This window comes from Pseudomonas sp. NFACC46-3, assembly GCF_900114515.1.
Lineage (GTDB): Bacteria > Pseudomonadota > Gammaproteobacteria > Pseudomonadales > Pseudomonadaceae > Aquipseudomonas > Aquipseudomonas fluorescens_Q.
In genome coordinates this window covers 738,724-764,168 of the sequence record NZ_FOTH01000001.1, presented here as the reverse complement: position 1 = coordinate 764,168, position 25,445 = coordinate 738,724, and the positions used below count along the sequence as shown (strand labels likewise).

Genomic DNA, 25,445 nt, shown 5'->3' with positions numbered 1-25,445 from the left:
CCTTCGACCACCGGCCCTCACTGACCGGCCGGATCGGGCACGGCGGCAGGGTTGCCGAATTTGTTGAGCACGCACAGATAAATCACGCCCGCGGCGATCCAGATCAGGCCGAGCTTCTGCGCAGCCACGCCCATGTTGTACATGATGGCCGCGACGATCACGAAGCCGACCAGTGGGCAAATCAAGTGGCGAATCAGTTGGCCGGACTGCTGGCGGCGCCAGTAGTGGTTGATGACCGTGATGTGCAGCAACATGAAGCCGCTCAGGGCGCCGAAATTGACCAGGGAGGTGAGGGTGTCCACGGCGTCGATGAACAGGTAGCAGATCAACAGCGACAGCACTGCCACCAGGTAAATGCTCAGGTATGGGGTGTTGTGGGTTGGATGGACTTTGGCCAGCACCTTGGGCAACTGGCCGTCCCGGGCCATGCCGAACAACAGGCGCGACACCGCCGCCTGGGAAGTGATCGCCACGGCCACGCCCCAGGCCAGGGCCGTGGCAACCGCGGTCAAGGTGGCCAGCCAACTGCCGGCTGCCAGTTCGGCGATTTCATAGAATGCGGTGTCTGCGGATTTGAAACCCATGCCGGCGGCCAGGTCCGTGGCGATCCAGGTCTGCACCACGAAGATCGCCCCCATCACCAGCAAGGTCACCAGGGCTGCCTTGCCGACGCTGCGGCCCGGGTCGCCCTTGATCTCTTCCGCCAGGGTGGAAATGGCGTCGAAGCCCAGGAACGACAATACCGCGATGGACACGGCTTGCATCAGCAGGGCGAAGTTGAAGTGTTCCGGGCTGTACAGCGGCGCCAGGGTCAGCTGGCCGTTACCGGCCCCGCCGTGCAGGGCGTTCCAGGCGTAGAACAGGAAAATCCCCAGTACCACCAGCTGCGCCAGCAGGAAAATGATGTTCATCCGCGCGGTGAAGGTGATGCCCCGCAGGTTGACGAAGGTCGCGCTCACCAGGAACGCCAGGATGAAACCGACCTTGGGGATGTCCGGGTACAAATGGTTCAGCGCCATGGCGGCGTAGACATAGAGCAGCGGTGGGATCAGCAGGTAGTCCAGCAGCATCAGCCAGCCGGCGATGAAGCCGACGTGTGGGTTAAGGCCCCGTTGTGCGTAGGAGTAGACGGAACCGGCCACTGGAAAAGCCCGGGCCATGCTGCCGTAGCTCAACGCGGTGAACAACATTGCCACCATGCCGATGATGTACGCCAGCGGCACCATCCCCGGTGCCTCGGCGTTGACATAGCCATACACGCCGAACGGGGCGATGGGGATCATGAAAATCATCCCGTATACCACCAGGTCTGTCAGCGACAGGCCGCGTTTCAATTCCTGTTTGTAGCCAAATGCCTCAATGCTCATGAGCCGTTCTCCTTCTCAGCTGTGGGTGGATGTCCTTGCGGGTTGCCGCTGTTTTTCTACAGCAATGGGGCCAAGTAAGCGCTCCAGGTCCGTACCGCCTCGGGGCTGCGCAGTTGGTCGTTGCGTACTTCGATCAACACCGAATCCAGGCCGCGGGCATCGCCGTGCACCGGGACGGTCATGTCGGTCAAGGGGTTGATCTTGTAGGGCTGGTTGCCTGCCGCGCGCAACGAATGCCGGCTCAGCCCGTCGACGATGCGTTGGGCATAATCCTTGGCTTCGCCGAACAGCACGCCAGCTTCCAGCGCGCGCGGTTGACCATAGAACACCGGGGTGAAGCTGTGGATGCCCACCACGCGCACCGACCGGTTGGCGGCCAGGCGCTGGTCGATCAACGCGCGTAGTCGGTCATGAAAAGGGTGGAACAGGCACTGGCGGCGATATTCGCGCGTAGGCTCGTCCAGAGCCTGGTTGCCCGGCACCTGATAGATCTCGCTCTGGGGCGGAATGCTGTCCGGTACGTGCAGCGGACGGTTGAGGTCGATCAACAGCCGTGAATAATTGGCCGTCAGCAAGGTCGCGCCAAGGGTTTCGGACAGGCGTTCGGCCAGGGCCAGGGCACCGATGTCCCAGGCGATGTGCTCCTGGGAGGCCGTTTCATCCAGGCCCAGATCGTTCAGCGCCGCGGGAATGAAGCGGCTGGCGTGTTCGCACACCAGCAGCACCGGGTGTTCGGATTCCTCCCGGACCAGTCGGTAGGGCGGCCTGGTGTAGAGGCCCGTTTCAGCACACTCAATAGATTCGTGCATAGTGCTCACAACGCTCGGCAGGTGACAGTGCCTCGGTCAAGGCCAGCTCCTGGGCCTTCAAGGCGAAATAGGTGTCGACCAGCGGGCCGGGCAGGGTCTCGAGCAGCGCCCCGCTGTGGCGCAGGCAGTCCAGTGCCTGGGCCAGGGTTGTCGGCAGGGCGATAATGCCACGGGCACGACGTTGTGCTTCATCCAGCTCATCGGGTATTTGATCGGTGACAGCGTTCAATGCCAGCCGTTGCTGGATGCCCAGTCGCCCGGCAATCAACAGCGCCGCCATCGCCAGGTGCGGCGAGGCGGTGGCGTCCATGGCGCGGAACTCCAGGTTGTACTGGTTCGCCAGCGGTTTGCCGCTCAGGCTCACGGTCGGGCAGATGCGCAGCGCCGCTTCGCGGTTGCGCTGTCCCAGGCACGCATAGGATGCGCTCCAGTGATGAGGTTGCAGGCGCTCGTAGGACACCGGCGTCGGCGCGGTCAGCGCACACAGTGCCGGCAGATAGTGCAGCACACCCGCGGCCCAATGCTGGCCGAGGCTGGACAAACCGTTGCTGCTGGCGGCGTCATGCAGCACCGGGTCCGCGCCCAGGTCTTGCAGGCTCAGGTGCAAATGTACGCCGTTGCACACGGCATGTTCCGAAACCTTGGGGGCGAAGCTCACGTCCAGGCCCATTTGCCGGGCGATCTCGCGGGTGATTTCCCGTACGTTCACGGCCCGGTCGGCGGCGGCTACGCCCAGTGTCGGGCGGCAGGTGATTTCGTATTGATGCTGGCCGTATTCCGGCAGGAACATTTCCGGCTCGACACCGCCGGCCCGCAGGGCACTGAGCAACCAGCCAGCGAATTCGGCTTGCTGGCGCTGGGCCTGGAGGCTGAAGGCCAGGCGATCAGGCTGCGCAGGCGTGGCAACCAGGTTGAATTCATGCTCGAACGCGGCGAAAACCTGTAAGCCCAGTTCGACGCGATAACGCCCCACTTCGTCCTGTAACAGCGTGCGCGGGCAGGCGCTCCAGGGCCGGCCGTCGGTCTCGCGCACATCGCAATGGATAAAGTCGAGGACGGGCGCCTGGGCGTCGGGACCGTTGTTGACGGTCACCCGGCTAGACAGGTCCGGCACCAGCCGCAGGTCGCCATAAGCACCCCAGGGGTTGGTCGAAGCGATGATGTCCTGGGGCGTCAGTGCACTGTTGGCCGGCACCCAGCCACAGCCAGCGGTGACGTAGTGGGGCAACTCATCACTTGGAAACGAGCGCCCACGGGTCACGCCGATCAGGTCGGTGGTCACCAGGGTCGTCACGGGCAACGGCGCGAGGACGGCGGCAGGATCGAGGCGGCTCATGGCTGCATCTCCTGCAAGCGCGCGAGCACGGTGTCGGTATCGGTGATCCAGCAATAGCCCTTGATCGCGTTCAGGCACGCCAGGTGCCGTTGTTCGGTGTAGGTGGCGCAGGCATCTTCCACCAGCGTGACCAGGTAGCCGCGATCGGCAGCGTCGCGCACGGCCATGTCGACGCACTGGTCGGTGACAATGCCGGCGACGATCAAGTGGCGGGTCTGCAGGTTGCGCAGCACGTAGTCGATGTTGGTGGAATTGAAAACCCCGGAGGAGGTCTTGGGCAGCACGATTTCGTTTTCCAGCGGCGCCAGTTCGGCAATGATCTGCGCCTCGGGGCTGCCCTTGGGCAGGTGCATGTCCGACAGCTTGTGATCCAGGGAACGGTCGCGGCCATCGGCGGTGAGGCTTTCGATGTGGGTGTGCAACACGTTGTGCTGTGCTTCGCGCATCGCGTTGAGCAAGCGCTGCTGGTTGGGGATGACCTGCTGGCGGGCCCGCTGGATGAAATACTCGGCCTCGCGGGTGTGCAGGTGGGCGTCGAATTGCGGTTCCAGCCAGGCGCGTTGCATGTCCACCAGCAGCAAGGCGGTGTGCTGGCAGGTGAACGGTAGATCCCGGGGCGAGCGGTGGGGGAGCGAGAACATCCTTATTTTTCCTCCAGCAGGTGCGTGTTGAATTCCGTGCGCAAGGCATCGATGCCTTCCAGGCGTTCGGCCAGCTCGGGGCATTGCAGGGTCAGGCAGGCAATCAGCGCCTCGACCTGGGCCAGTGCCGGAACCAGGCTGTCGAAGGCCGAGATCGACTCCACCGGGGCGCTGATGATCAGGTCGGCCAGCTCGCGCAATGGCGAAGCGTAGACGTCGCTGAACAGCACGACCCGGGCGTGGCGCTCCTTGGCCGCGCTGGCCACGCGCAGGGCCTGGGCCTGGTAGCGGCGGTAATCGAAGATCAGCACCACATCCTGGCGCTGCACGTCGAATAGCCGGTCAGGCAGTTGGGCGTTGTCTTCCAGGGCAAAACAGCCGGCGCGCAACAGACGCAAATGATTGAGCAGGTAGTGGGCCAGGAAGCTGCTGAAACGCCCGCCGAAGCAATGTACCTGATGGCGGCTGTCGAGCAACCACTGCACGAGAATGCGCACGTCTTCGGGTTGGGTCAGGGCCTGGGTGTCGATGAGGTGGCGTTGACTGGCGGCCAGGTACTGGCTCCAGGTATCGCCTTGCTGCAATTTGGCCCGCGGTTTCAACAGGGTGCGAGGGGAGCGCAGGCGATGGTCCATGTCACTGAGCAGTGCATCCTGGAATTCGGCGTAACCGCCAAACCCGAGTTTTTTCACCAGTCGCACGATAGTCGGGTCGCTGACGCCGGCATGGTCTGCCAGGCGTGACATCGGGCCGAGGCCGTTGCGTGGGTAGTGATCGAGCAGGGCACGTACGACCTTGCGTTCCGACGGCGTCAAAACCAGGCCGGGGTCGGTGATCAGGTCTCTGAGAGGTGGCATCCGTGCTCCTTGCCAGGATGGGTGTTGAATTTCTTTCATAACTCCTGAAAACAGTATTTATGTAGCTGGTGCTACATGTCCAGTGGTTTTTACGTTCCGTTTAAAATGCTCCAGTATTGTGCGAAACCCTTGTAGGAGTTGGTCTCGGTTGGGTAGACCGGGTATGTCAGTTGATGCTTCTGGCGATGTCGGACATAACGCCTTTTTGTCTCACTTATTTGATTTCGTATAAGGTGCTGTACAACTAAGTGCGTGAATATCCCGTCCATGCGACTCTCCCGATTGTCTGAGAATCCAGTGTGCAAGCCACTCGTCTGACCTTGATCTGCCACGCCCGCACCGCCGCCCAGAAGCAGGCGCGCTTTGGCCTGGACGAACCGCTGGATGCCGACTGGCTGGCACGCCGCGCGCAGGTCGGGCACCGCTACCGAAATGTCCGGCAACTGCTGTGCGGGCCGGAACTGCGCACGCGCCAGACCGCTGCCTTGTTCGGCGACGAGCCCGAGCAGGACCTGGCCCTGGCCGATTGCGATCTGGGACGTTGGCGTGGGTTGTCCATCGATGACTTGCTCCAGGCTGAACCGCAAGCCCTGCAGAGTTGGCTCGACGATGCCGAGGCGGCTCCCCATGGTGGTGAATCTGTCGCCCAGTTGTGCCGCCGTGTCGGGACTTGGCTGGCCAGTCTGGAAACCCGGCCAGGACATCTGCTGGCCGTCACCCACCCCTTCGTGATCCGCGCCGCCCTGGTGAATGTCTTGGGCTGCCCGGCCGCCACATTCAACCGGATCGACATTGAACCCTTGTCCACCCTCGAATTGCGTTTCAACGGCGTATGGCGATTACGCACCCAGGGACCTGACCAGGAGTCGCCGCGATGAAGACGTTGTCAGTCATTGGCATTGGGGCCGGCGATCCGGATCAGCTGACGATGCAGGCAGTGAAAGCCTTGAGCCGCTTGGACGTGGTCTTCCTCATGGACAAGGGGCCGGCCAAGGACAAACTGTTGGATCTGCGGCGCGAAGTCTGTCGGCGCTACATCGTTGATCGCACCTACCGTTTCGTCGAAGCCTACAGCCCGGAACGCCAACGCGGCGGCCTGGACTACACGGACAGCGTCGAAGCATTGAACCGGGCTAAACAGGCCACCTTCGAACGCTTGATCAATGAAGAACTGTCCGACGGTCAACGGGGTGGTTTTCTGGTGTGGGGCGATCCGGCGTTGTACGACAGTACCGTGCGCATCCTGCAGGCGATCCTCGAGGCGGGCCGCTGCGCCTTCGAGTTCGAGGTGATCCCCGGCATCACCAGCGTCCAGGCCCTGGCCGCCCGGCATAAAGTGCCGTTGAACAGCATTGGCGGTTCGCTGGAAATCACCACCGGACGCCGGTTGGCGGCGGGGCAGGTAGGCGACGCGACGAGTGTGGTGGTGATGCTCGATGCCGAGGACGCTTATCGCCAGGTGAGCGATCCCGATACGCACATCTATTGGGGAGCCTATGTGGGGACGCCGGATGAAATCCTTATCGCTGGCCGCCTGGGGGATGTGGCCGATGACATCGAGCGCACCCGCAAGGCTGCGCGAGCAGCCAACGGGTGGATCATGGATACGTATTTGTTGCGCAAGCCTTGATCTGACGACTCAAACCGAACCGTGGCGAGGGAGCTTGCTCCCGCTGGGTTGCGCAGCAACCCCCAATGCACAAGCTGTGTCATGACTTCAATCTTGCGCCTGCTTCGCAGTCGAGCGGGAGCAAGCTCCCTCGCCACGGGGATTGCAGATGCACTCCGGCATCTTCACCCCCGCCCAAACCGCTCCCGATACACCGACGGCGCCAACCCCACGACGTTGCGAAACGCCACACGAAAGCTTTCCACCGAGCGGTAGCCACACAGCTGCGCGATGTTGTCGGTGTTGTCCCCGCTGCTTTCCAGCAACTCGCGGGCCCTGGCCAGGCGTTCATGTTGCAGCCAGGTCTTGGGCGACACGCCGCAGGCCTGGGTGAAATGGCGCAGGAAGGTGCGTTCGCTCATGGCCGCCTGGCTGGCCAGTTCGCGCACCCCGAGGGGTTCGTGCAGGCGTTCGCGGGCCCATTGCATGACACTCGACAGGTCACTGCGTGGCGTGCGGCTGACCGGTGAGGGAATGAACTGCGCCTGGCCGCCCGTACGTTGCGGCGACATCACCAACCGGCGTGCCACGGCGTTGGCGACCTGGACGCCATAGTCCCGTGCCACCAGGTGCAGGCAGGCATCGATACCGGCGGCGCTGCCCGCCGAGGTGATGACCTGTCCTGAATCCACGTACAGCACATCCGGGTCTACTCGCACGGCCGGAAAGCTTGCGGCCAGTTCGTCGGTGTAGCGCCAATGAGTCGTGGCGCCCAGGCCATCGAGCAGCCCGGCGGCAGCGAGTACGAAGGCTCCGGAGCAGATCGACAGCAGGCGCGCACCACGGGCGTGGGCCCTGTGCAGTGCCTCGAGCAACGCCTGGGACGGTGGCTCGCTGCGGTTACGCCAGCCTGGCACGACAATGGTCCGGGCGGTTTCGAGCAGTTCCATGCCGCCATCGGCCAATACCTGAAAGCCGCCCATGGCACGCATCGGGCCGTCATCGACCGCGACGATCCGATGCGTGTACCAGGGGAAATCGAATTCCGGTCGCTCCAATCCGAAGATCTCGACGGCGACACCGAATTCGAACGTGCACAGGCCGTCGTAGGCGAGGATTGCGACCAGACCAGGGGGAGACTGCATTTGGCGGAAAATTCCCACAGAGTGTCTTGTGCGCCACTGTAGCGGTAAGCGCCGAGGGGATAAAGTCTCTTCACGCCTTATCTATCCTGGAGTACACGCCCATGACCAGCCTGGTTCGCGAAGTGCCTGCTGCCCCCTCCGATATCGCCCTGCAGCATTTCAGCCGTCGCCTGACATTCGAAACCGATTGTTCCGACGTTCACGCCAGCCAACAGGCCGGCGATGTCGATTTTGTGCTGGTGGATGTACGCGGACCACTGGCCTACGAACGCGGTCACGTACCCGGGGCGATCAACCTGCCAACCCGCACGCTCACTGCCGAGGCTTTGGCTGCCTACCCTAAGACCACTCTGTTTGTGGTGTATTGCGCTGGTCCGCATTGCAATGGCGCGAACAAGGCGGCGGTGCGTCTGGCGACCTTGGGGTATCCGGTGAAGGAGATGATTGGCGGGGTTATGGGGTGGCTCGATGAGGGCTTTCGTCTGAATGGTTTGGTGGAGCGTGTGGCGGACCAGGCTATCCGTTGTGACTGCTGACTTTTTCCTGCAAGCGGATTGTGGTTCGCGTGTATATCCGTTGCTGCGGTAACGGCCACTTAGGGTTCCGCCCTGACGGCGGGTCACTTTCGAAAAGCGCGAAAGTAACCAAAGCGCTCCTGCCCCACCACTCGGCACCTCGCTTAGGCTCGGTGTGTCCTCACTCCGGCATTGCTCCGTGGGCCGCCGCGAAGGGCCATCCATGGCCCAGCGCGGCTACCTCGGCATCCATGCCGAGGTGCCCACTGCGCAATGCCTGCGTTCGGCCAGCGTGGTTAATGGGGCGCCGAGATCAACGTCCGACGCGAGGCGGCCTGATAGCCGACCTGGTTTGGGGTGAACGCATTCCTCCTGTGGGAGCGGGCTTGTTCCTACCAGAGGCGCTTTACTGTCCTTCAAGCCCGCGCTGTTCAATTACCCCAAAAACATCCGCCACATCCTGGACCATGATCCGGGCGATGTTGGTGATCGTATTGATGTCGGTGTCGGCTGAATCGCGCAGTGTGGTGCAGGCCATGAGTGTCAGGTAGTCGAGGGTGGCGTGCAGGCGTTCGCTGACGCAGGCGTGGAGTTCGGGCAATGGGGCGGTGCGGTCGATGAACAGGATAGGGTGGGTGGTGGCGATTGGGGTTAGCGGGGTAAAGCGGTTAGATGATTGATTTGTCGTCATAAGGTTGGGCTCTATCAAGGAAAATGAATTGCCACCTTGTTTGCTGCGAATCAAACGGGTGGCAGTTGCGCGCGGGTTCGCAGACCGAGGAAGAGACCAAACCCGGCAGACCCGAAGATCTCCCACGCGCAACCGCCATAAAACGAACGCGGGCAAGTTTGCCTGAGTTTTCATTCGACGGTGCAAAGTCTCATCCGTTGTTAGGGCTGCGAAACCCTCCCCACTGACCAAAGCCAGCAGGTGAACCGAACTATAGAAGGGGATTTTTGAGGCAACAATCGACCTGTAGGACGCCCACCAACCCCGTGGCGAGGGAGCTTGCTCCCGCTCGGTGGCGCAGCCGCCGTAAAGTCGGGACATGCGGTGGGCCTGACAGAAAGAGAGGACTGCTTCGCAGTCCAGCGGGAGCAAGCTCCCTCGCCACGGAGAGCAGATTCCTACGAGATTTTCAGAAGGCCAGGGGGAGCAATTGATTTCAGAAACGGAACGCGGCGGCATGATGGCTTTCCGGCGAAATTGGCTCGCTGGAAAGTGTCAACCATGTCCCCGCACACCCGTCAACCATGTGTCCGGTCCGTACACGCTTTTTCGAAAGTGACCCGCCGTCAGGGCGGAACCCTAAGTGGCCGTTACCGAAGAAACGGATATACACCCGAACCACAACCTGTCAGGTTTTTCCCAAACCTAATGCTTCCCAGCCAACCCTGATTATTTTCATAACTATTTGTCGCTTCAACACAATTCCCCTCCAGAGCACCCCTCTAGACTCCCGCCCACTTCGGTGCCTCGCTGACCGAACGCTGCCTACGAATCTGCCAATAATTGCCAATAAAAACCCTGCACACTCAGGAGCGAAAATGAAGAAACTAGCCATGTTCGGTGCCCTGGCACTGTCCGTATTGTCCCTGTCGGCCGTGGCCGAAGACGCCAAGCCGATCCGTCTCGGGATCGAAGCCGGTTATCCGCCTTTTTCGATGAAAACCCCCGACGGCAAGCTGACCGGCTTCGATGTCGATATCGGCGACGCCCTCTGCGAGCAGATGAAGGTCAAGTGCACCTGGGTCGAGCAGGAGTTCGATGGCCTGATCCCCGCGCTGAAAGTGAAGAAGATCGATGCGATCCTGTCGTCCATGACCATCACCGACGATCGCAAGAAAAACGTCGATTTCACCATCAAGTACTACCACACCCCGGCGCGGTTCGTAATGAAGGAAGGCTCCGAGGTCAAGGACCCGCTGACCGAGCTCAAGGGCAAGAAAGTCGGTGTGCTGCGTGCCAGCACCCACGACCGTTTCGCCACCGAAGTGCTGGTGCCTGCCGGGATCAACCTGGTGCGCTACGGCTCCCAGCAGGAAGCCAACCTGGACATGGTCGCCGGTCGCCTCGACGCCATGCTGGCCGACTCGGTCAACCTCGACGACGGTTTCCTGAAGACCGATGCCGGCAAAGGCTTTGCCTTCGTGGGCCCGACCTATGAAGACGCGAAATATTTCGGCGGTGGCGCCGGCATTGCGGTGCGCAAGGGCGATAAGGCCCTGGCCGATAAATTCAACGCCGCCATCAGCGAAATCCGCGCCAATGGTACGTACAAGAAGGTGCAGGACAAATACTTCGCCTTTGATGTCTACGGGCATTAATCGGTAGGCGCTGCCGAAGGCTGCGATCTTTTTGAGGCTCAAGGGGCTGAGCAAAGATCGCAGCCTCGTTGCACTCGACAGCTCCACACCTAGTCATTCGGAGATTTCATGCAACGCATCGACCATACCCTGCCATGGAGCCACCTGGGCACTGAGCGCCGGCTCAGTGTGTTTCGTTACGGCCATGGCCCGCGCAAGGTTTATATCCAGGCCAGTCTGCACGCCGACGAACTGCCGGGCATGCGTACTGCCTGGGAGCTGAAGCAGCGGCTCAACGACCTCGAGGCGCAAGGCCTGCTCAAAGGGGTGATCGAGCTGGTGCCGGCGGCCAATCCCATCGGCCTGGATCAACATCTGCAAAGCGCTCACATGGGGCGTTTCGAGTTGGGCAGTGGCAAGAATTTCAACCGCTCTTTCGTGGAGCTCAGTGCACCGGTGGCGCAACGCATCGGTGATCGCCTGGGTGACGACCCGGCCGCCAATATCACCTTGATCCGCCAGACCATGGCCCAGGTTCTCGACGACCTGCCGGCGCCGCCTTCGCAACTTGAAGCGCTGCATCGCCTGCTGCTGCGCCATGCCTGCGACGCCGACATCACCCTGGACCTGCATTGCGATTTCGAGGCTGCGATCCACTTGTATGCCTTGCCGCAACAGTGGCCGCAATGGCGCTCCCTGGCCGCACGCCTGAAGGCCGGGGTCGCGTTGCTGAGTGAAGATTCCGGTGGCAGTTCGTTCGATGAGTCCTGCTCCTCACCCTGGTTGCGCCTGGCCAAAGCCTTTCCTGCGGCGGCGATCCCGGCGGCGAACCTGGCGACGACACTGGAGCTGGGCAGCATGGGTGACACCCGCGTGGAACAGGCCCAGGCCAATTGTGAAGCCATTCTCGGGTTCCTGGCTGAGCAAGGTTTCATTGGCGGGGATTGGCCGCCCGCGCCGGCGCAATGTTGTGAAGGCTTTCCGTTCGAAGGCACTCAATACCTGTTCGCGCCGCACCATGGCGTGGTGAGCTTTCTGCGTGAAGCCGGTGAGTGGGTGGAGCGCGGCGATCCGCTGTTCGAAGTGGTCGATCCATTGAATGATCGGGTCACCATCGTGCGGGCCGGCACCAGTGGCGTGCTGTTTGCCCTGGACCGCGGGCGCTACACCCAGCCGGGTATCTGGCAGGCAAAAGTCGCCGGGCGTGAGCCGATTCGAACGGGGAAATTGATCAACGACTGATAAGTGCTGTCTACCTCACCGCACGCTTCTTGTCGTGCGGCTATCGAACGATGGAGGAAGATCGATGTTCAAAGCGCTCGCCCTGTTTCTATTGCTGGTCTCGTCCGGGTTGCAGGCCCAACCCTCGCTGCACACGGACTTGCCGCTCAACTACCTGGCCCAAGTCGATGAGCAGGTTCGGAACCGACCGCTGGTGATCTTCCTGCACGGTTCCGGCAGCAACGAACAGGACCTGTTCGCACTCAAGGACGAGTTGCCGCGCGATTACAACTACCTCTCGGTGCGGGCGCCGAAGAGTATGGAACAGGACCGTTATCAGTGGTTCGCGAAACAGGGTGACGGTGCCTACGACGGTGACACCTCGGACTTGAAGGCCAGCGGCCAGGTGCTGCTGGACTTCATCGACAAGGCTCGGGCCAAGTACTCGACCGATCCGAGCAAGGTCTACCTGGTCGGGTTCAGCCAGGGCGCGATGATGAGCTACGAAGTGGCCCTGCGACACCCCGAAGCCGTTGGCGGTATTGCCGCAATGGGTGGGCGGGTCCTGTCGGTGCTGCGGGCGGAACTGACCCCCGATGAACCGCGCCGGACACTGGCGGTGTTCATCGGCCATGGCACGGCAGACCCGATCATTCCCTACCACGATGGCACCGAGGCCAACAGCTTCCTGAAGACCCTGGCGCTGGAACCGGAATTCCATGCCTACCCGGGTGTGGGCCACAGCATCAGCGCCCTGGAAGTGCAGGACCTGCGGGCCTGGCTGGAGCGGCTCAATCCCTGACCAAAATAGAACCCTGTGGGAAATAGATCCCTGTGGGAGCTGAGCTTGCTCGCGATAGCGGTGGGTCAGCTTGCATCAAAGTTGGGTGTACCGACGCCATCGCGAGCAAGCTCGGCTCCCACATGTTCTGGGGGCGCTTATTGACCGCTGGCGATCTGCTTCACCAACGCCTCATGACCGGCCTTGTCACTGGCCCGGGAGATGATTTGCACCACCGCCATGCGCGTGCCGGAGGCAGCCAGCAACGTGGTGTCGAGGGTTGGCCCGCCGCCCTGGGTGGCGCTGGTGTCGATCTGGCGCAGGCCCAGGCCGGTGCCTTTCTGGGTCAGGCTTTTTGCGCTCAGGATCTTGGCGTCCGGCAGCGCTGTGGTTCGCTGTGCCGCGAAGTCTCCCATGGTGGTGTCGAGGAACGCGCCATCGTCGTCCTTTACGTTCGCGCCGTTAATGATGGTGTTCTCCGCCGCGATCACCACGGTCCGGCTGGTGGCATTGCTGTACATCGTCCCCGTCGCGCCAGCGGTACCTTGGGCGGCCTCTCCGGCGGGCAATGGGGTTGCGATGAACCCCTTGGGCAAGGTGAAGACGAACTTGCCGCCCAGCATCGAAACCTTCTGCGCCGCTGCATTGCCGGCGGCTTTGGACGGGGCCGCCTGGGCAGGCGCCAGGACCAGAGCGGCGATGGCCGCCAGCAGCAGGGCGGCGGCATGTTTACTCAGCAATGACATTGAAACTCTCCACGGTGGTCGCGCTTGGAGGCCGATCATCCCATGGGCGCCATGCCTGACTCCAGCGTCCGTGGCGAATGGGCCGGTCATTGCGGTGCCGGGGCGGAGCGCGCTTGATTGGCACCCTCATCCGGGCGCTCAAACCGCTCCGGCACTGAAGCGCCGGGCCAACGACTCGCGCTCGAAGTGCTCGGTGATGAAATCGATAAAGGCGCGGGTCTTGGCCGGCATCAGCGTGCGGCTGGGGTAGTAGAGCGAAATCACCCCCAGGTCCACATACCAATCCGGTAACAGCCGCACCAGTTCGTCGCGCTCCAGCCAGGGCAGGGCGTCGGGCACCACCAGCAGGGCCACGCCCAGGCCGAGCAAGGCGGCCTCACGCATGGCAACGGGGTCATTGAAGATCATGGACTCGTTCAGTTGCACGGCGGATTCGCGCCCGGCGGCGTTGCGCAACACAGTCTGGCGTACCCGGCCAGTACGGCTGGCCCGCAGCACGATGTTGTCCAGGCCGGCCAGGTCTTCGGGTTGCCGGGGCAGGGCGCGCTCGCCCAGATAGGCTGGGCTGGCGACGGCAATCAGGTGAGCGGGCGCCAGGGTGCGCGATACCACCCCGGGCGTCAGTGCGAAGCCGCCTCCGATGGCCGCGTCGAAACCTTCGGCGATCAGGTCGACCGGGCGGTTTTCGAAATGCCAGTCCGGCCGGATCAGCGGGTAGCGAGCCAGCCATTGCGGCATCAACGGCAGTACCTGGCCGATACCGAAACTTGGCGAAAGGCTGACGCGCAAGACGCCGGCCGGTTCGCCGCGCTCCGTGGTCACCGCGCCAATGGCCGCCTGCAGGGCGTGCAGGTTGCCACCGATGCTGGCCAGGAAATGTTCTCCCGTTTCGGTCAGGGACAGCTTGCGGGTCGAGCGCTGGAACAACCGCACCCCCAGATTGCGCTCCAGCATCGCCACGTTGCGGCTCACGGCAGCGGGCGTCAGGGCAAGTAACCGCGCGGCCGCCGAAAAACTGCCGGTTTCGGCGCTGCGGACAAAGCATTCGAGGTTGGCGAGGCTTTCCATGGCATGGACCTGATAGTAATACTTGAAAATGATTCGCCATATTACCGGCTAATCAGAATGTAATGGCAAGGGCACCATGCACCTCAACGGCGGACATTACCGCCAGGCTTATCCAACCTTGAGGACACAAGACATGAGCAGCATCGACACCATCGGCATCATTGGCGCCGGCGCCATCGGCAGTGCTTTCGCCCGCGCCCTGGCCCGCCAGAACATCAACGTAGTGATTGCCAACAGCCGTGGCCCGCAAAGCCTGGCCGAGCTTGTGGCTGATCTCGGTCCTAGCGTACGCGCCGGCACCGTGGAGGAAGCCGCCGCCCAGCCGATGGTGCTGGTGGCGGTCAACTGGTCGAAGTTGCCCCAGGCGCTGGGCGGTTTGCCGGATTTTGCCGGGCGAATCGTGATCGACGCCAACAACGCGATCGAAGTGCCGGGGTTCAAGGCCGTGGATCTCCAGGGCCGGGCCTCGACCGAGGTGTTCAGCGAGTGGGTGCCGGGCGCACGGGTGGTCAAGGCCTTCAATCATCTGCTGGCGCGCCTGCTGGAGGCAGACCCGACGTCCGAAGGCGGCAAGCGGGTGCTGTTCCTGACCGGTGACGACGCGCAGGCACGGGGTGAAGTCGCGCAGTTGATCGAGCGCCTGGGCTTTTTCGGTGTGGACCTGGGCCCCCTGAGTGTCGGCGCGCGCTTGACCCAATTCCCGGGCGGCCCGCTGCCGGTGCTGAACCTGGTCAAGTTCGACTGAGCACTTCGCGATATACGTAAGGACCCGCTCGATCACCGTGGGAACCCGGCCTGGAGCACTCAGTCGGGTTCCACGTCCAATTGCAGGCTGTCGTCGGCCAGGCGCTTCGTACTTCGCACGATGCCGCTCAGGTGCCGGCCCTCGGCGTAGAACGTCACGATCTGGGCCTTGTCCAGGTCGTCCGGTATCGGTGGATGAACGTGCAACACGAACCACACCGGTTTGTCGTCGTCGAGGTGCTTGACCTCGTACTGACAGTTGATGCTTTTGGTATTGCGACCAAGCAGCGTGTCGAGACCGTAGTCAAGGTGAGTGCTGTCGACGGAGGATCGGGCGAGAGGCATCGGCGGTCTCCTGGGTACGCGCGGTTGATGTTCAAATGATCCCGCCCGGGATGGAAAATTCCATTGGGTGATCTGTAGCGATTAGCCCCAACTTCTGCCGTTCTCATTTTCCCTGTGGCGAGGGAGCTTGCTCCCGCTCGGCTGCGAAGCAGCCGCAAAAAGCCGGGGCCGCTACGCGACCCAGCGGGAGCAAGCTCCCTCCGCCACAGGGGGCCATTCCAAACAGGCACTCGTCAGATCAGACGCCAGGCACGCCGTCCTTCCACACCGACCAGTTCTTCACAATGTCCTGCACCAGCGGGTTGCCGGTGCGGAACAGGTTTTCCAACGCCGGGACGAACGCGCCCTGGTCGGCGTATTTGAGCAGGTTGTCCACTTCGTTGCCGCCGGGCTCGGGGCGGTCGAAATCGGACCCGGCCCGCAGCACGGCCAGCCGGTTGATGTCCACCCGACCTTCGCGGCTGGCGCGGAGCAAGGCCTCGTAGGTGGAATTGTCTTCCTGTTGGGTGGTGCAGTAGACGCCTTTGTTGTCGGTGAGCAGGCGCGTCCAGACTTCGGCGCGCTCGCTCAGGCGCGTACCGGAGAACCAGGTGTTACCGGCCAGGGTGTCGCAGCGGGTCACCACCGGCGGCTGGCTGGCCGGGGCATACGGATACTTCAAGCGCCAGGCCGCCGATTCCTTGCTTTCCGCCAAGGTCACCTTCTGGCTGAGGGCAAAGGCCTTGGCTTGCAGGGCCGGGTTGAGTTCGAAGACTTCCGTCTTGTAGTCCAGCGGCGGTTTTTCGTTCGGCCCCTTGGTGTTGATGCCCAGGTAGCCGGTAGGCCAGTCCTTGGGCACATCCCGCGAATCCAGCTCCCATTGGGTGCCGAACTCCACCAGGTAATGGGCCCAGGCGGTTGTGCCAAGCGTGCCGTGGTGCGGGTTGATGCCGGCGATCCCGGCCACCAGGAAATAGCTTTTGCGCAGGTCGACGGTCGGGGAGAGCGCCAGGGCCAGGGTCGAAGCCGCCGCGTTGGTCTGGCCCATGCCGGTAATCAGCAGGCAGACCCGTTCGGCATTGCAGCGGATCGTCGGGTATTCGGCGGAAAGTCCCGGCACGCGGATTTCAGTCTTGAGTTCGAGGCGATCGATCCAGTTCTGCGCTTCAGGAGCGAACATCGTGATCAGCATCACTTTGGGTTGAAGTGGCGGTGCGGCCCCGGCGGTCGAGCAGAACAGAGCCGTGCAGGCCAGGCCGATTGAAATAGACAGGCGATTGATCATGTATTCGTGACCTCCATGGATTCGAAGTGGTGCTTCTACAGCTTGCTCAGAATTGATAGCCAACCCCGGCGTAGTATCCCCAGCCATCGGAGCGGGCCCGGAAGTTGCCGTCGCCAAAGTTAAGCTCACTGCCGTCCTGCCAGTTGCCGCCGTTGTGGAAGTAACGGCCCACCAGCGTAAAGCGCAGGTGCGTGAACGAATACAGCAAAACGTTGGTGGCGACCGTCGCGTTGGCGGTGCGGGCGGGGTTGTCCTTGTGCAGGTCCGAACCGAAGTCGAAGTTGGTGAAACCAATGTAAGTCAGGGATGCGCCGTTGCTGAACTGGCTGATCGGCACGATGTATTTGAGCTGGGCGCGGTAGCCGTCCCAGGAGTATTCATTGCTGGCGCCATAGTTTTCCCATTGATAACGGCCATAGAAGTTGGCCGACAGGTTGACCCTCGAGTGGGTGTCGATGTCGGTGCCCAGCCCGCTGTACAAGGTGTTCGCGCGATTGGCGCTGTTGCTGCCGTGATCGTAGATCCAGTCGAACGCCACATACCATTCCTTGAACGGCCCGATGGCCAGGCTGCGGCCGGCCAGGTAGTCGATGGAAATACGCGGTTCGTGCTCCATGAACACGGGAGAACCGTGGTCCCACACCCCTTTGTCGTGACTGTTGCCAATGTTGAAAATCTTTGGAATGTCGACGTAGCCATAGAGCTCGAAGGGCCCTTTGCGTCCGAAGTATTCATATTCCAGGTAGACATCGTCGACCGGTTGCGGGCCGAAGCTGATGTCCTTGCTGCCGATGAGCGTCAGGTCCTGATTGTACCAGTCCGACAGGTAGGCGCCTTTTTTCGAGGGGGTGGCCTCGGGGCTGAGGGCTTCGCCCTGGGCGGACGCCTCGGCGGTCTGGGCTTGGGTCGTGGTGCTGAGTAGTCCGGTAACGGCGGTCAGTAGCAGGGCGGCTGCCAATACGCCGGGTGTAGCGCGACACCGGGAAGTGCAGTGCATGGAAAGTCCTTGTTCGTGCGGGCCGAAGCCCGGGTTCCGTGGATAAGAAAAACCATCGATCCGCTGGGTAGGATCGATTGCGCAAACGTTTGCACATGTCGTACCAATTTTTTGTATTGGCTTGAAATGCATGGGGTTCAGGCTTTTTTCCTGTCGTGTTGGTCAGGCTCGGTGCACCGAATTCGGCAGTGTCGGGTGAAGGGGCACCAACGTGTTGCAGGGGCATGTGATCGACGCGGCACTGAGGCGGTGGCGTTGCTGATAGAATCGGCCATCTTGACTGACCAGAGGTATGCCCATGAGCGAGCCGATTCGCCTGACCCAGTACAGCCACGGTGCCGGTTGCGGCTGCAAGATTTCGCCCCAGGTACTGGAAGTGATCCTGGCCGGCAGCGGTGCGCAGAACCTTGATCCCAATTTGTGGGTCGGCAATGCGTCCCGGGACGATGCTGCGGTGTACGCCATCGACGAGGAGCGCGGGGTGGTCTCGACCACCGATTTTTTCATGCCGATTGTCGATGTTCCTTTCGATTTCGGTCGCATCGCCGCCACCAATGCCATCAGCGACATCTACGCCATGGGCGGTGACCCGCTGATGGCCATTGCGATTCTCGGTTGGCCCGTCAACGTATTGGCCCCGGAAATTGCTCGGGAAGTGATTCGTGGCGGTCGCTCCGTGTGCGACGAGGCCGGTATTCCCCTGGCCGGCGGGCATTCGATCGACGCGCCTGAGCCGATTTTCGGCCTGGCGGTCACAGGCCTGGTGCAAAAGCGCCATATGAAACGCAACGACACGGCCACCGCCGGTTGCCGCCTGTACCTGACCAAGCCCCTGGGCATCGGCATCCTCACCACGGCGGAAAAGAAAGGCAAGCTGCGCGCCGCCGATGTCGGCCTGGCCCGTGACTGGATGTGTACCCTCAACAAACCTGGCAGCCGCTTCGGCAAGCTCGACGGTGTGACGGCGATGACCGACGTCACCGGTTTCGGCCTGCTCGGTCACCTGGTGGAAATGGCCGACGGCAGCCAACTGACCGCGCGCATCCGCTATGACGCGGTGCCACGCCTGCCGGGTGTCGAGTACTACCTCGACCAGGGGTGTGTGCCGGGCGGTACGCTGCGTAACTACGACAGCTACGCCAGCAAGGTCGGTCGGGTCCAGGAACTGCACAAGCGCGTGCTGTGTGACCCGCAGACCAGCGGCGGCCTGCTGATTGCCGTCACCCCGGAAGGCGAAAGTGAGTTCCTGCAGGTTGCCGCTGAACTCGGGCTGGCGCTGGAACCTATCGGCGAACTGGTCGAGCGACAGGGTTACGCGGTCGAGGTGTCTTGATGAGCCATGACCTCACCGATTACCGCGATATCTTCCTCAATGACCGGCCGATGATGGACACACGCGCCCCGGTCGAATTCATCAAGGGGGCCTTCCCCGGCGTGGTCAATCTGCCGTTGATGACCGACAGCGAACGGCAACGCGTCGGCACCTGCTACAAACAGCAGGGGCAGCAGGCCGCCATTGTCCTGGGGCATCAGTTGGTGTCCGGTGAAATCAAGGCCGAACGCATCCAGGCCTGGGCCGAGTTCGCCAAGACCCATCCCGACGGTCTGCTGTATTGCTTTCGCGGCGGCTTGCGTTCGCAGATCGTCCAGCAGTGGCTCAAGGACGAAGCGGGCATTGATTACCCCAGGGTCGGCGGTGGCTACAAGGCCATGCGCAGCTTTTTGCTGGACACGGTCGAACAGGCGGTTGCCCAGTGCGACCTGGTGCTGCTGGGCGGCATGACCGGCACCGGCAAGACCGAAGCGCTGGCTCAACTGAGCAACAGCCTGGATCTGGAAGGTTATGCCAACCATCGCGGTTCCAGCTTCGGCAAACGCGCCACCGGCCAGCCTTCCAACATCGATTTTGAAAACCGCCTGGCCGTGGACGTACTGAAAAAACGCGCCAGCGGCATCGAACAATTCGTGCTTGAGGATGAGAGCCGTGCGGTCGGCAGTTGCGCCTTGCCGCTGCCTTTGTACCAGCGCATGCAGCAGGTTCCGATGGTCTGGCTGGAAGACAGCCTGGAGCATCGGGTCGAACGGATCCTGCAGGATTACGTCATCGACCTGTGCGCTGAATTTGTCGCCGTACATGGCGACGAAGGTTTCGCACTGTTTTCCGAGCGATTGCTGGCAAGCCTGGACAACATCCACAAGCGCCTGGGCGGTGACCGTCACCGGCGCTTGAAGGACATCCTGGAAACCGCCCTGGCCGAGCAGGCCCACAGCGGTGCCGTCGACGTGCATCGCGGTTGGATCGAGGGTTTGCTGCGTGAGTATTACGACCCGATGTACGTGTTCCAGCGGGAAAAGAAGGGCTTGCGGATCGAGTTCTCGGGAGAGCAGGCGGCGGTGCTGGAATATCTGCGGGAGCGGGCGGCCCGGGGAGGGTGACCACAGGTTTGGCATCCACCCTCAACTCTGTGGGAGCGGGCTTGCTCGCGAAAGCGGTGGATCAGTTGGCGGTGATGCCGACTGCCATCGTCTTCGCGAGCAAGCCCGCTCCTACAGGGCGTGGCGACTGATCAGGTCGGGCAGGTCTTCTGGCCATTATCCAGGCCCTGCTTGTAGCTCTGGCTGGTGAGGCTGGCCTTGCCGTTGTGCCAGGTCAGGGTCAGCACGTACAGCGAGTCAAAATCGCCTGACGCCCAGTCATCGGTAATGGTTTGCTTCTTGCCCACCGCCTCTGCGGCGACCGTGTTGATCAGTTCCGGCAGGTAGCCATGGGACCAGGCGGTATAGATGGTGGCGTTGTGGTACTTGTCGTGCAGCAGTTCCTCAGCCAGGTCGCTGGTGTCGTTGGCCGAATAATTGATGTTCACCGGCAACCCGAGCTTGATGGCGCTGGGGCTGATGGTCATCAGCGGGCGAATATAGCTATAGGAATTGTCCAGCTCGCCCTCTTCGACATTGCGGGTCGGGTTGGCCGCGAACACGTAGTCGGCCTTGCCGAATTTTTCCGGCAGCAGGGTGGCCAGGTCGATGGCGCGGTTGAGACCCTGGCAGTTGAGCTGGCCCAGGCCTCCGGCGGGTTTCTCGGCATGACGCAGGAACACCAGGGTCTGCACGCCGTCGGCTGGTTGGGCGCGGCTGATGCTGGATTCCAGCGCCAACCCCAGGCCACAGACCACAAGCAGCGTCGGCAGCAGCAGCCACGAGCGGTGTTTGAAGCGTCTGGCGAAATTCAGTGGGTTCATCATCGAATAGTTATTCTTCAGCACTCTTGAGTCAGGCTGACAAACCCTGGCACCGCGAAGCGGCTGGCCTCGGGTGTTTTCCCTGTCGTTACGCCGCGTTGAATCCTCGGGGGCATTGCTCAGAGTCTCTTCAAGCCCTTTGGTTCGATCCTGGCTGGTCCCGGTGCACTGTAAGGCCTCCTGTGGGGAGGCAGGGCGAATGTTAGCGACAGGATGTTGCGGATTTAAGAAAAGCCGATGTGAATTCCGTGATGGGCAGTGATGCCGTCCCGTACATCTTGGATTATCCTCGGGCTTTCCTTCATTTCCGAGCCGACCCCATGCCCGACTTGACCCCATTCCCCATCACCGAGAAATGGCCTGCCCAGTTCCCGGAGTGGATCCAGCTCTACTCCCTGCCCACCCCCAACGGCGTGAAGGTCTCGATCATGCTGGAAGAGATCGGCCTGCCGTACGAGCCCCACAAAGTGGACTTCGCCAGCAACGACCAGCTATCGCCCGAGTTCCTTTCCCTGAACCCCAACAACAAGATCCCGGCGATTCTCGATCCCCATGGGCCGGGCGACCAGCCGTTGGCGTTGTTCGAGTCGGGGGCGATCCTGATTTATCTGGCGGACAAGAGCGGGCAGTTGCTGGCCCAGGAGTCGGCGGCGCGCTACGAGACGATCCAGTGGCTGATGTTCCAGATGGGGGGCATCGGGCCGATGTTCGGGCAGTTGGGGTTCTTCAACAAGCTTGCCGGCAAGGACTACGAGGACAAGCGGCCACGCGATCGCTACGTCGAGGAAAGCAAACGCCTGCTCAAAGTGCTCGATGGCCGTCTGCAAGGGCGCGACTGGATCATGGGCGAGCGCTACACCATCGCTGATATCGCCACGTTCCCCTGGGTGCGCAACTTGATCGGCTTTTACGAGGCCGGTGATTTGGTCGGTATCCAGGATTTCCCCAACGTGACGCGGGTACTGGAGCGCTTCCTGGCTCGACCGGCTGTGGCGCGCGGGCTGAAGATTCCGGAATGAGTCAGCCGACGATTCGCCGATTCGATTACAAGCAACTGGATGTGTTCAGCGACGTGCCACTCAAGGGCAATCCGCTGGCGGTGGTGCTGGGGGCCGATGGGCTCAGTGACTCGCGCATGGCTGCTTTTGCCAATTGGACCAACCTCAGCGAAACCACATTCGTGTTGGCGCCACAGCACCCGGAAGCCGATTACCGGGTGCGTATTTTCACCACCTCGACCGAATTGCCGTTTGCCGGGCATCCGACCCTGGGCAGTTGTCACGCCTGGCTGGAAGCCGGAGGCGTGCCCAAAGGGCAGGAGATCGTGCAGGAATGTGGCATCGGCCTGGTCAGGATTCGCCGCAGTGATCATGGCTTGGCATTCCTCGCACCGCCCTTGCTCAAGTCCGGTCCGCTGGAGGCCGACCTGCTGGAACGGGTGCGCAAGGGGTTGGGGCTCGCAGCCGAGGCGATTGTCGAGGCGCAATGGGTCGATAACGGTGCCGGCTGGCTGGCCTTGATGCTCAAGGATCGCCAACAGGTCCTGACGCTCGACCCCGATTACCCTCAGTTGCTGGATCTGGCCGTGGGCGTGATTGCACCTTGGGATCTGGCCATGGATGGCGATGAAGCGCACTTTGAAGTGCGAGGCTTCATCGCCGGTGATGGCATGCCGGAGGATCCCGCCACGGGCAGCCTGAACGCCGGGCTCGCGCAATGGATGCTGGCCAAGGGCTTGGCGCCGACATCCTATGTGGTCAGCCAGGGGCTGACGATGGGCCGGGCAGGGCGCATTCATGTCGAGCAGTTGGGCGATGACGTCTGGATTGGCGGCGCGGTGGTGACGTGCATCAATGGCTCGCTGACCGTGTGAGGGGATTATTGCCCGGCTGGTAACACGCTATTTTCCAGCCGGTATTTGTGCCCTGGCCGACCAGGGCATAAGCTTTGCCCCCTGTGATCGCGCACCTATTTGCCCCAGGAGTCCCATGTCCAGCCAGTTCCCCGAAGCACGTCCACGCCGTCTGCGTCGCAATGCAAGCCTGCGCAGCCTGTTCCAGGAAACCGAGTTCACCTTGAACGACCTGGTGCTGCCGATTTTTGTCGAAGAAGAAATCGATGATTTTGTGCCGATCAAGAGCATGCCCGGTGTGGTGCGCATCCCAGAATCGAAACTGGCCGGCGAGATCGAGCGCTATGCCCGTGCCGGCATCAAATCGGTGATGACCTTTGGTGTGTCCCATCACCTGGACAACGATGGCAGCGATACCTGGAGCGAGCGAGGCCTGGTGTCGCGCATGGCCGGGATCTGCAAGGACGCGGTGCCGGAGATGGTCGTGATGTCCGACACCTGCTTCTGTGAGTACACCGATCATGGTCACTGCGGTGTGCTCCACGGCGATGAAGTGGACAACGACCGGACCCTGGTCAACCTGGGCAAGCAAGCGGTGGCGGCGGCCCGCGCCGGTGCCGATGTGATCGCGCCATCGGCGGCCATGGACGGGCAGGTCCAGGCCATTCGCCGGGCCCTGGATGAAGCCGGTTTCAGCCAGACGGCAATCATGGCCTATTCCACCAAGTTCGCCTCGGCACTCTATGGCCCGTTCCGCGAGGCCGGCGGTAGCGCGTTGAAAGGTGACCGCAAGAGCTACCAGATGAACCCGATGAACCGCCGCGAAGCGCTGCGCGAATCCTTGCTCGACGAGCAGGAAGGTGCCGATGCACTGATGGTCAAGCCGGCCGGTGCTTACCTCGATATCATCCGCGACATTCGCCAGGCTTCGAACCTGCCGCTGTCGGCTTATCAGGTCAGTGGCGAATACGCGATGATCAAGTTCGCCGCCCAGGCTGGCGCCATCGACGAGGGCCGCGTGATACGCGAGAGCCTTGGCGCAATCAAGCGGGCGGGGGCAGACCTGATCTTCACCTACTTCGCCATGGACCTGGCGCTGAGCGGGATCTGATCTCGACTTGCATCAGTGGGGCCCGTGCCACCGCCATCGCGAGCAAGCTCCCACATTGGGCATAGCCCGCATCCACTTTTGATCGTATGGTTGCTCCGGAATAACGAACCCGATGGAGCACCATGCAATTCAACCGATTGATGATCAGCCTTGCTGCGCTGCTGGCCTTGGCCGGTTGCGGCAGCCGTCAGGCGCAGGAGCCTGAGCGTCAGCCCGCTGAGGTCAAGAAGCAGATTGTGCAGTTGTTGCCGGCCAAGACTGCGGATCGCGAAGGCTGGGCGACTGACATCTACGTGGCCTTTTCGGCCCAGCAGATTCCCTCTACGACGCAGAACATCTGTGCTGTCCTGGCGGTGACCGAACAGGAGTCGACGTTCCAATCCGATCCGCCAGTGCCGGGGCTGGGCAAGATCGCTCGTCAGGAGATCAACCGCCGTGCGGCGAAGGTGCACATTCCGGAGCTGTTGGTCAGTGGCGCACTCCAGGTGCGTTCGCCCAACGGCAAAAGCTACAGCGATCGGCTCAATGCGGCGCGCAGCGAGAAAGAGCTGAGCGGGATTTTCGATGATTTCATCGGCATGGTGCCGCTGGGCAAGACACTGTTTGGCGGTTTCAATCCGGTGCACACGGGTGGGCCGATGCAGGTCAGCATCGCGTTTGCCCAGGCCAATGCGCGCAATTATCCCTATACGGTGGAGGGCTCGATTCGTCGCGAAGTGTTCAGTCGTCGTGGCGGGATGTATTTCGGCATCGCGCATTTACTGGGCTATCCGGTGAGCTACACCGAGCCGTTGTATCGTTTTGCCGATTTCAATGCCGGGTGGTACGCCAGCCGCAACGCAGCTTTCCAGCATGCGGTGAGTGTGGCATCGGGCATTTCCCTGGCGCTGGACGGCGATCTGATCGCCCACGATTCCATCATGCCAGGCAGCACGGAACTGGCGGTGCGCACGCTGGGCAAGTCGCTGGGAATGCGCAACCCGACCATCCGCGATCAACTGGAACAGGGTGACAGTCTGGCGTTCGAGGACAGCAAGCTCTACAAACGTGTGTTCGAACTGGCTGACAAGGCCGAGGGCAAGGCGTTGCCTCGGGCGGTATTGCCGGGGATCGTGCTCAAGAGCCCGAAGATCACGCGCAAGCTGACCACGGCATGGTTCGCCAAGCGGGTGGATGAGCGTTATCAGCGATGCATGGCGCGGGCGACGGGGCGCTAGCCAGGCGTTGAGGCATGAAAAAGCCCGGCGGATGAGGCCGGGCTTTTACTGTGATGGGTTTGGTTTGGGAGTGTTCTGGAGCGGTGTGTCGGGTGAACTGCGCAGCGGCTGCGTGAAGGTTGCGGCCGCTGCGCGCCCGAGCGGGAGCAAGCTCCCTCTCCATGGGGTGTGTTGCACATGATTTGCGATATTTCCAGGCATTGCGGTCAAGCAACTCATACGCGGTTTTCGATCAGGCGATCGGAGCCACCTTCGGCGACACGACGTTCCAGCA

Annotated in this window: 26 protein-coding genes; 13 read left to right on the top strand and 13 right to left on the bottom strand. The window is 62.1% G+C overall.

From position 1 onward, the window contains the following. Positions 1–17: 17 nt before the first annotated feature. The 5 genes from BM300_RS03180 to BM300_RS03160 are packed head-to-tail and all read right to left on the bottom strand — an operon-like array spanning position 18 to position 5,010. Positions 18–1,367, bottom strand: coding sequence for an APC family permease (locus BM300_RS03180; protein WP_092145456.1), 1,350 nt, complete (start codon positions 1,365–1,367; stop codon positions 18–20). Between the two features lie 56 nt (positions 1,368–1,423). Beyond that, positions 1,424–2,176 carry an N-formylglutamate amidohydrolase gene (locus BM300_RS03175; RefSeq protein WP_092223906.1) on the bottom strand — a complete coding sequence of 251 codons (753 nt, stop codon included), beginning with the start codon at positions 2,174–2,176 and terminating at the stop codon, positions 1,424–1,426. Further along, entirely contained in the window at positions 2,160–3,512 is a 1,353-nt protein-coding gene (locus BM300_RS03170) for a type I glutamate--ammonia ligase (protein ID WP_092461988.1), read from the bottom strand. The genes BM300_RS03175 and BM300_RS03170 overlap by 17 nt, the downstream gene beginning before the upstream one ends. Continuing rightward, entirely contained in the window at positions 3,509–4,153 is a 645-nt protein-coding gene (locus BM300_RS03165; protein WP_057447773.1) for a cysteine hydrolase family protein, read from the bottom strand. Before BM300_RS03165 ends, BM300_RS03170 begins: the two co-directional genes overlap by 4 nt. A gap of 2 nt (positions 4,154–4,155) precedes the next feature. After that, complete coding sequence (locus tag BM300_RS03160) at positions 4,156–5,010, bottom strand: MurR/RpiR family transcriptional regulator (RefSeq protein ID WP_057447774.1); 855 nt, start codon at positions 5,008–5,010, stop codon at positions 4,156–4,158. 299 nt (positions 5,011–5,309) lie between these two features. Between BM300_RS03160 and BM300_RS03155 the strand changes: the two genes are divergently transcribed. Next, positions 5,310–5,888 (top strand): histidine phosphatase family protein, encoded by a 579-nt coding sequence (locus BM300_RS03155; protein ID WP_092145464.1) that lies wholly within the window; start codon positions 5,310–5,312, stop codon positions 5,886–5,888. Next, positions 5,885–6,640, top strand: coding sequence for a precorrin-6A synthase (deacetylating) (cobF, locus tag BM300_RS03150; protein ID WP_092461986.1), 756 nt, complete (start codon positions 5,885–5,887; stop codon positions 6,638–6,640). Before BM300_RS03155 ends, cobF begins: the two co-directional genes overlap by 4 nt. Positions 6,641–6,804: 164 nt before the next feature. Here the strand turns inward: cobF and ftrA are convergent, their stop codons facing one another. Further along, positions 6,805–7,764, bottom strand: coding sequence for a transcriptional regulator FtrA (ftrA, locus tag BM300_RS03145; RefSeq protein ID WP_092145468.1), 960 nt, complete (start codon positions 7,762–7,764; stop codon positions 6,805–6,807). Positions 7,765–7,865: 101 nt separating this feature from the next. On the opposite strand from ftrA, the gene BM300_RS03140 reads away from it, so the two are divergent. Then, positions 7,866–8,300 carry a rhodanese-like domain-containing protein gene (locus BM300_RS03140; RefSeq protein ID WP_092145470.1) on the top strand — a complete coding sequence of 145 codons (435 nt, stop codon included), beginning with the start codon at positions 7,866–7,868 and terminating at the stop codon, positions 8,298–8,300. Positions 8,301–8,685: 385 nt separating this feature from the next. On the opposite strand, the gene BM300_RS03130 is transcribed toward BM300_RS03140, so the two are convergent. Beyond that, the gene (locus tag BM300_RS03130; RefSeq protein ID WP_092223916.1) at positions 8,686–8,970 is read right to left on the bottom strand and encodes a fructose-bisphosphate aldolase; all 285 of its coding nucleotides are present in this window, start codon (positions 8,968–8,970) and stop codon (positions 8,686–8,688) included. A gap of 857 nt (positions 8,971–9,827) precedes the next feature. Here BM300_RS03130 and BM300_RS03125 point away from each other — a divergent pair. From BM300_RS03125 to BM300_RS03115, 3 genes are all read left to right on the top strand, one after another. Then, the gene (locus BM300_RS03125; protein WP_014339257.1) at positions 9,828–10,607 is read left to right on the top strand and encodes an ABC transporter substrate-binding protein; all 780 of its coding nucleotides are present in this window, start codon (positions 9,828–9,830) and stop codon (positions 10,605–10,607) included. A 108-nt stretch (positions 10,608–10,715) separates the two neighbouring features. Beyond that, positions 10,716–11,828 carry a succinylglutamate desuccinylase/aspartoacylase family protein gene (locus tag BM300_RS03120; RefSeq protein WP_092223918.1) on the top strand — a complete coding sequence of 371 codons (1,113 nt, stop codon included), beginning with the start codon at positions 10,716–10,718 and terminating at the stop codon, positions 11,826–11,828. Between the two features lie 64 nt (positions 11,829–11,892). After that, entirely contained in the window at positions 11,893–12,609 is a 717-nt protein-coding gene (locus BM300_RS03115; protein WP_092145476.1) for an alpha/beta hydrolase, read from the top strand. A 137-nt stretch (positions 12,610–12,746) separates the two neighbouring features. Here BM300_RS03115 and BM300_RS03110 read toward each other — a convergent pair whose 3' ends face one another. Together BM300_RS03110 and BM300_RS03105 are read right to left on the bottom strand one after the other, a co-directional pair. Then, positions 12,747–13,334 carry a DcrB/PsbP domain-containing protein gene (locus BM300_RS03110; RefSeq protein WP_092223920.1) on the bottom strand — a complete coding sequence of 196 codons (588 nt, stop codon included), beginning with the start codon at positions 13,332–13,334 and terminating at the stop codon, positions 12,747–12,749. A gap of 138 nt (positions 13,335–13,472) precedes the next feature. Further along, positions 13,473–14,402, bottom strand: a complete 930-nt coding sequence (locus tag BM300_RS03105) for a LysR family transcriptional regulator (protein WP_092461984.1) — start codon at positions 14,400–14,402, stop codon at positions 13,473–13,475. 142 nt (positions 14,403–14,544) lie between these two features. Between BM300_RS03105 and BM300_RS03100 the strand changes: the two genes are divergently transcribed. Further along, a complete protein-coding gene (locus tag BM300_RS03100) occupies positions 14,545–15,147 on the top strand; it encodes an NADPH-dependent F420 reductase (protein WP_092145707.1) in 603 nt (200 codons plus the stop codon). A 59-nt stretch (positions 15,148–15,206) separates the two neighbouring features. Here the strand turns inward: BM300_RS03100 and BM300_RS03095 are convergent, their stop codons facing one another. The 3 genes from BM300_RS03095 to BM300_RS03085 form a co-directional block, all read right to left on the bottom strand. Further along, a complete protein-coding gene (locus BM300_RS03095; RefSeq protein ID WP_092461982.1) occupies positions 15,207–15,491 on the bottom strand; it encodes a hypothetical protein in 285 nt (94 codons plus the stop codon). 238 nt (positions 15,492–15,729) lie between these two features. Beyond that, positions 15,730–16,755, bottom strand: a complete 1,026-nt coding sequence (locus BM300_RS03090) for a purine-nucleoside phosphorylase (protein WP_092344403.1) — start codon at positions 16,753–16,755, stop codon at positions 15,730–15,732. Positions 16,756–16,801: 46 nt separating this feature from the next. Next, on the bottom strand, positions 16,802–17,752 hold the full coding sequence (locus BM300_RS03085) for a nucleoside-specific channel-forming protein Tsx (RefSeq protein WP_003200049.1): 951 nt from the start codon (positions 17,750–17,752) through the stop codon (positions 16,802–16,804). A 298-nt stretch (positions 17,753–18,050) separates the two neighbouring features. Here BM300_RS03085 and selD point away from each other — a divergent pair, with 298 nt between their 5' ends. Next, the gene (gene selD / locus BM300_RS03080) at positions 18,051–19,085 is read left to right on the top strand and encodes a selenide, water dikinase SelD (RefSeq protein WP_092461980.1); all 1,035 of its coding nucleotides are present in this window, start codon (positions 18,051–18,053) and stop codon (positions 19,083–19,085) included. Then, positions 19,085–20,188 carry a tRNA 2-selenouridine(34) synthase MnmH gene (mnmH, locus tag BM300_RS03075; protein WP_092145486.1) on the top strand — a complete coding sequence of 368 codons (1,104 nt, stop codon included), beginning with the start codon at positions 19,085–19,087 and terminating at the stop codon, positions 20,186–20,188. The genes selD and mnmH overlap by 1 nt, the downstream gene beginning before the upstream one ends. 131 nt (positions 20,189–20,319) lie before the next feature. On the opposite strand, the gene BM300_RS03070 is transcribed toward mnmH, so the two are convergent. Next, positions 20,320–20,994, bottom strand: a complete 675-nt coding sequence (locus BM300_RS03070) for a histidine phosphatase family protein (RefSeq protein WP_092145488.1) — start codon at positions 20,992–20,994, stop codon at positions 20,320–20,322. A 317-nt stretch (positions 20,995–21,311) separates the two neighbouring features. On the opposite strand from BM300_RS03070, the gene BM300_RS03065 reads away from it, so the two are divergent. From BM300_RS03065 to BM300_RS03050, 4 genes are all read left to right on the top strand, one after another. Further along, positions 21,312–22,010 carry a glutathione binding-like protein gene (locus BM300_RS03065; protein WP_092145709.1) on the top strand — a complete coding sequence of 233 codons (699 nt, stop codon included), beginning with the start codon at positions 21,312–21,314 and terminating at the stop codon, positions 22,008–22,010. Positions 22,011–22,021: 11 nt separating this feature from the next. After that, entirely contained in the window at positions 22,022–22,864 is an 843-nt protein-coding gene (locus BM300_RS03060) for a PhzF family phenazine biosynthesis protein (RefSeq protein WP_092224037.1), read from the top strand. Between the two features lie 115 nt (positions 22,865–22,979). Beyond that, entirely contained in the window at positions 22,980–23,954 is a 975-nt protein-coding gene (gene hemB / locus BM300_RS03055) for a porphobilinogen synthase (RefSeq protein WP_063322069.1), read from the top strand. 122 nt (positions 23,955–24,076) lie between these two features. Beyond that, positions 24,077–25,171: a DUF1615 domain-containing protein gene (locus tag BM300_RS03050; protein WP_092223929.1), complete on the top strand. Its 1,095-nt coding sequence runs from the start codon at positions 24,077–24,079 to the stop codon at positions 25,169–25,171. The last annotated feature ends 274 nt before the right edge of the window (positions 25,172–25,445 follow it).

Coding starts and splice junctions, on each gene's coding strand:
- BM300_RS03180 (WP_092145456.1), bottom strand. CDS start 1,367: ATGAGCATTGAGGCATTTGGCTACAAACAGGAATTGAAACGCGGCCTG.
- BM300_RS03175 (WP_092223906.1), bottom strand. CDS start 2,176: ATGCACGAATCTATTGAGTGTGCTGAAACGGGCCTCTACACCAGGCCG.
- BM300_RS03170 (WP_092461988.1), bottom strand. CDS start 3,512: ATGAGCCGCCTCGATCCTGCCGCCGTCCTCGCGCCGTTGCCCGTGACG.
- BM300_RS03165 (WP_057447773.1), bottom strand. CDS start 4,153: ATGTTCTCGCTCCCCCACCGCTCGCCCCGGGATCTACCGTTCACCTGC.
- BM300_RS03160 (WP_057447774.1), bottom strand. CDS start 5,010: ATGCCACCTCTCAGAGACCTGATCACCGACCCCGGCCTGGTTTTGACG.
- cobF (WP_092461986.1), top strand. CDS start 5,885: ATGAAGACGTTGTCAGTCATTGGCATTGGGGCCGGCGATCCGGATCAG.
- ftrA (WP_092145468.1), bottom strand. CDS start 7,764: ATGCAGTCTCCCCCTGGTCTGGTCGCAATCCTCGCCTACGACGGCCTG.
- BM300_RS03140 (WP_092145470.1), top strand. CDS start 7,866: ATGACCAGCCTGGTTCGCGAAGTGCCTGCTGCCCCCTCCGATATCGCC.
- BM300_RS03130 (WP_092223916.1), bottom strand. CDS start 8,970: ATGACGACAAATCAATCATCTAACCGCTTTACCCCGCTAACCCCAATC.
- BM300_RS03125 (WP_014339257.1), top strand. CDS start 9,828: ATGAAGAAACTAGCCATGTTCGGTGCCCTGGCACTGTCCGTATTGTCC.
- BM300_RS03120 (WP_092223918.1), top strand. CDS start 10,716: ATGCAACGCATCGACCATACCCTGCCATGGAGCCACCTGGGCACTGAG.
- BM300_RS03115 (WP_092145476.1), top strand. CDS start 11,893: ATGTTCAAAGCGCTCGCCCTGTTTCTATTGCTGGTCTCGTCCGGGTTG.
- BM300_RS03110 (WP_092223920.1), bottom strand. CDS start 13,334: ATGTCATTGCTGAGTAAACATGCCGCCGCCCTGCTGCTGGCGGCCATC.
- BM300_RS03105 (WP_092461984.1), bottom strand. CDS start 14,402: ATGGAAAGCCTCGCCAACCTCGAATGCTTTGTCCGCAGCGCCGAAACC.
- BM300_RS03095 (WP_092461982.1), bottom strand. CDS start 15,491: ATGCCTCTCGCCCGATCCTCCGTCGACAGCACTCACCTTGACTACGGT.
- BM300_RS03090 (WP_092344403.1), bottom strand. CDS start 16,755: ATGATCAATCGCCTGTCTATTTCAATCGGCCTGGCCTGCACGGCTCTG.
- BM300_RS03085 (WP_003200049.1), bottom strand. CDS start 17,752: ATGCACTGCACTTCCCGGTGTCGCGCTACACCCGGCGTATTGGCAGCC.
- selD (WP_092461980.1), top strand. CDS start 18,051: ATGAGCGAGCCGATTCGCCTGACCCAGTACAGCCACGGTGCCGGTTGC.
- mnmH (WP_092145486.1), top strand. CDS start 19,085: ATGAGCCATGACCTCACCGATTACCGCGATATCTTCCTCAATGACCGG.
- BM300_RS03070 (WP_092145488.1), bottom strand. CDS start 20,994: ATGATGAACCCACTGAATTTCGCCAGACGCTTCAAACACCGCTCGTGG.
- BM300_RS03065 (WP_092145709.1), top strand. CDS start 21,312: ATGCCCGACTTGACCCCATTCCCCATCACCGAGAAATGGCCTGCCCAG.
- hemB (WP_063322069.1), top strand. CDS start 22,980: ATGTCCAGCCAGTTCCCCGAAGCACGTCCACGCCGTCTGCGTCGCAAT.
- BM300_RS03050 (WP_092223929.1), top strand. CDS start 24,077: ATGCAATTCAACCGATTGATGATCAGCCTTGCTGCGCTGCTGGCCTTG.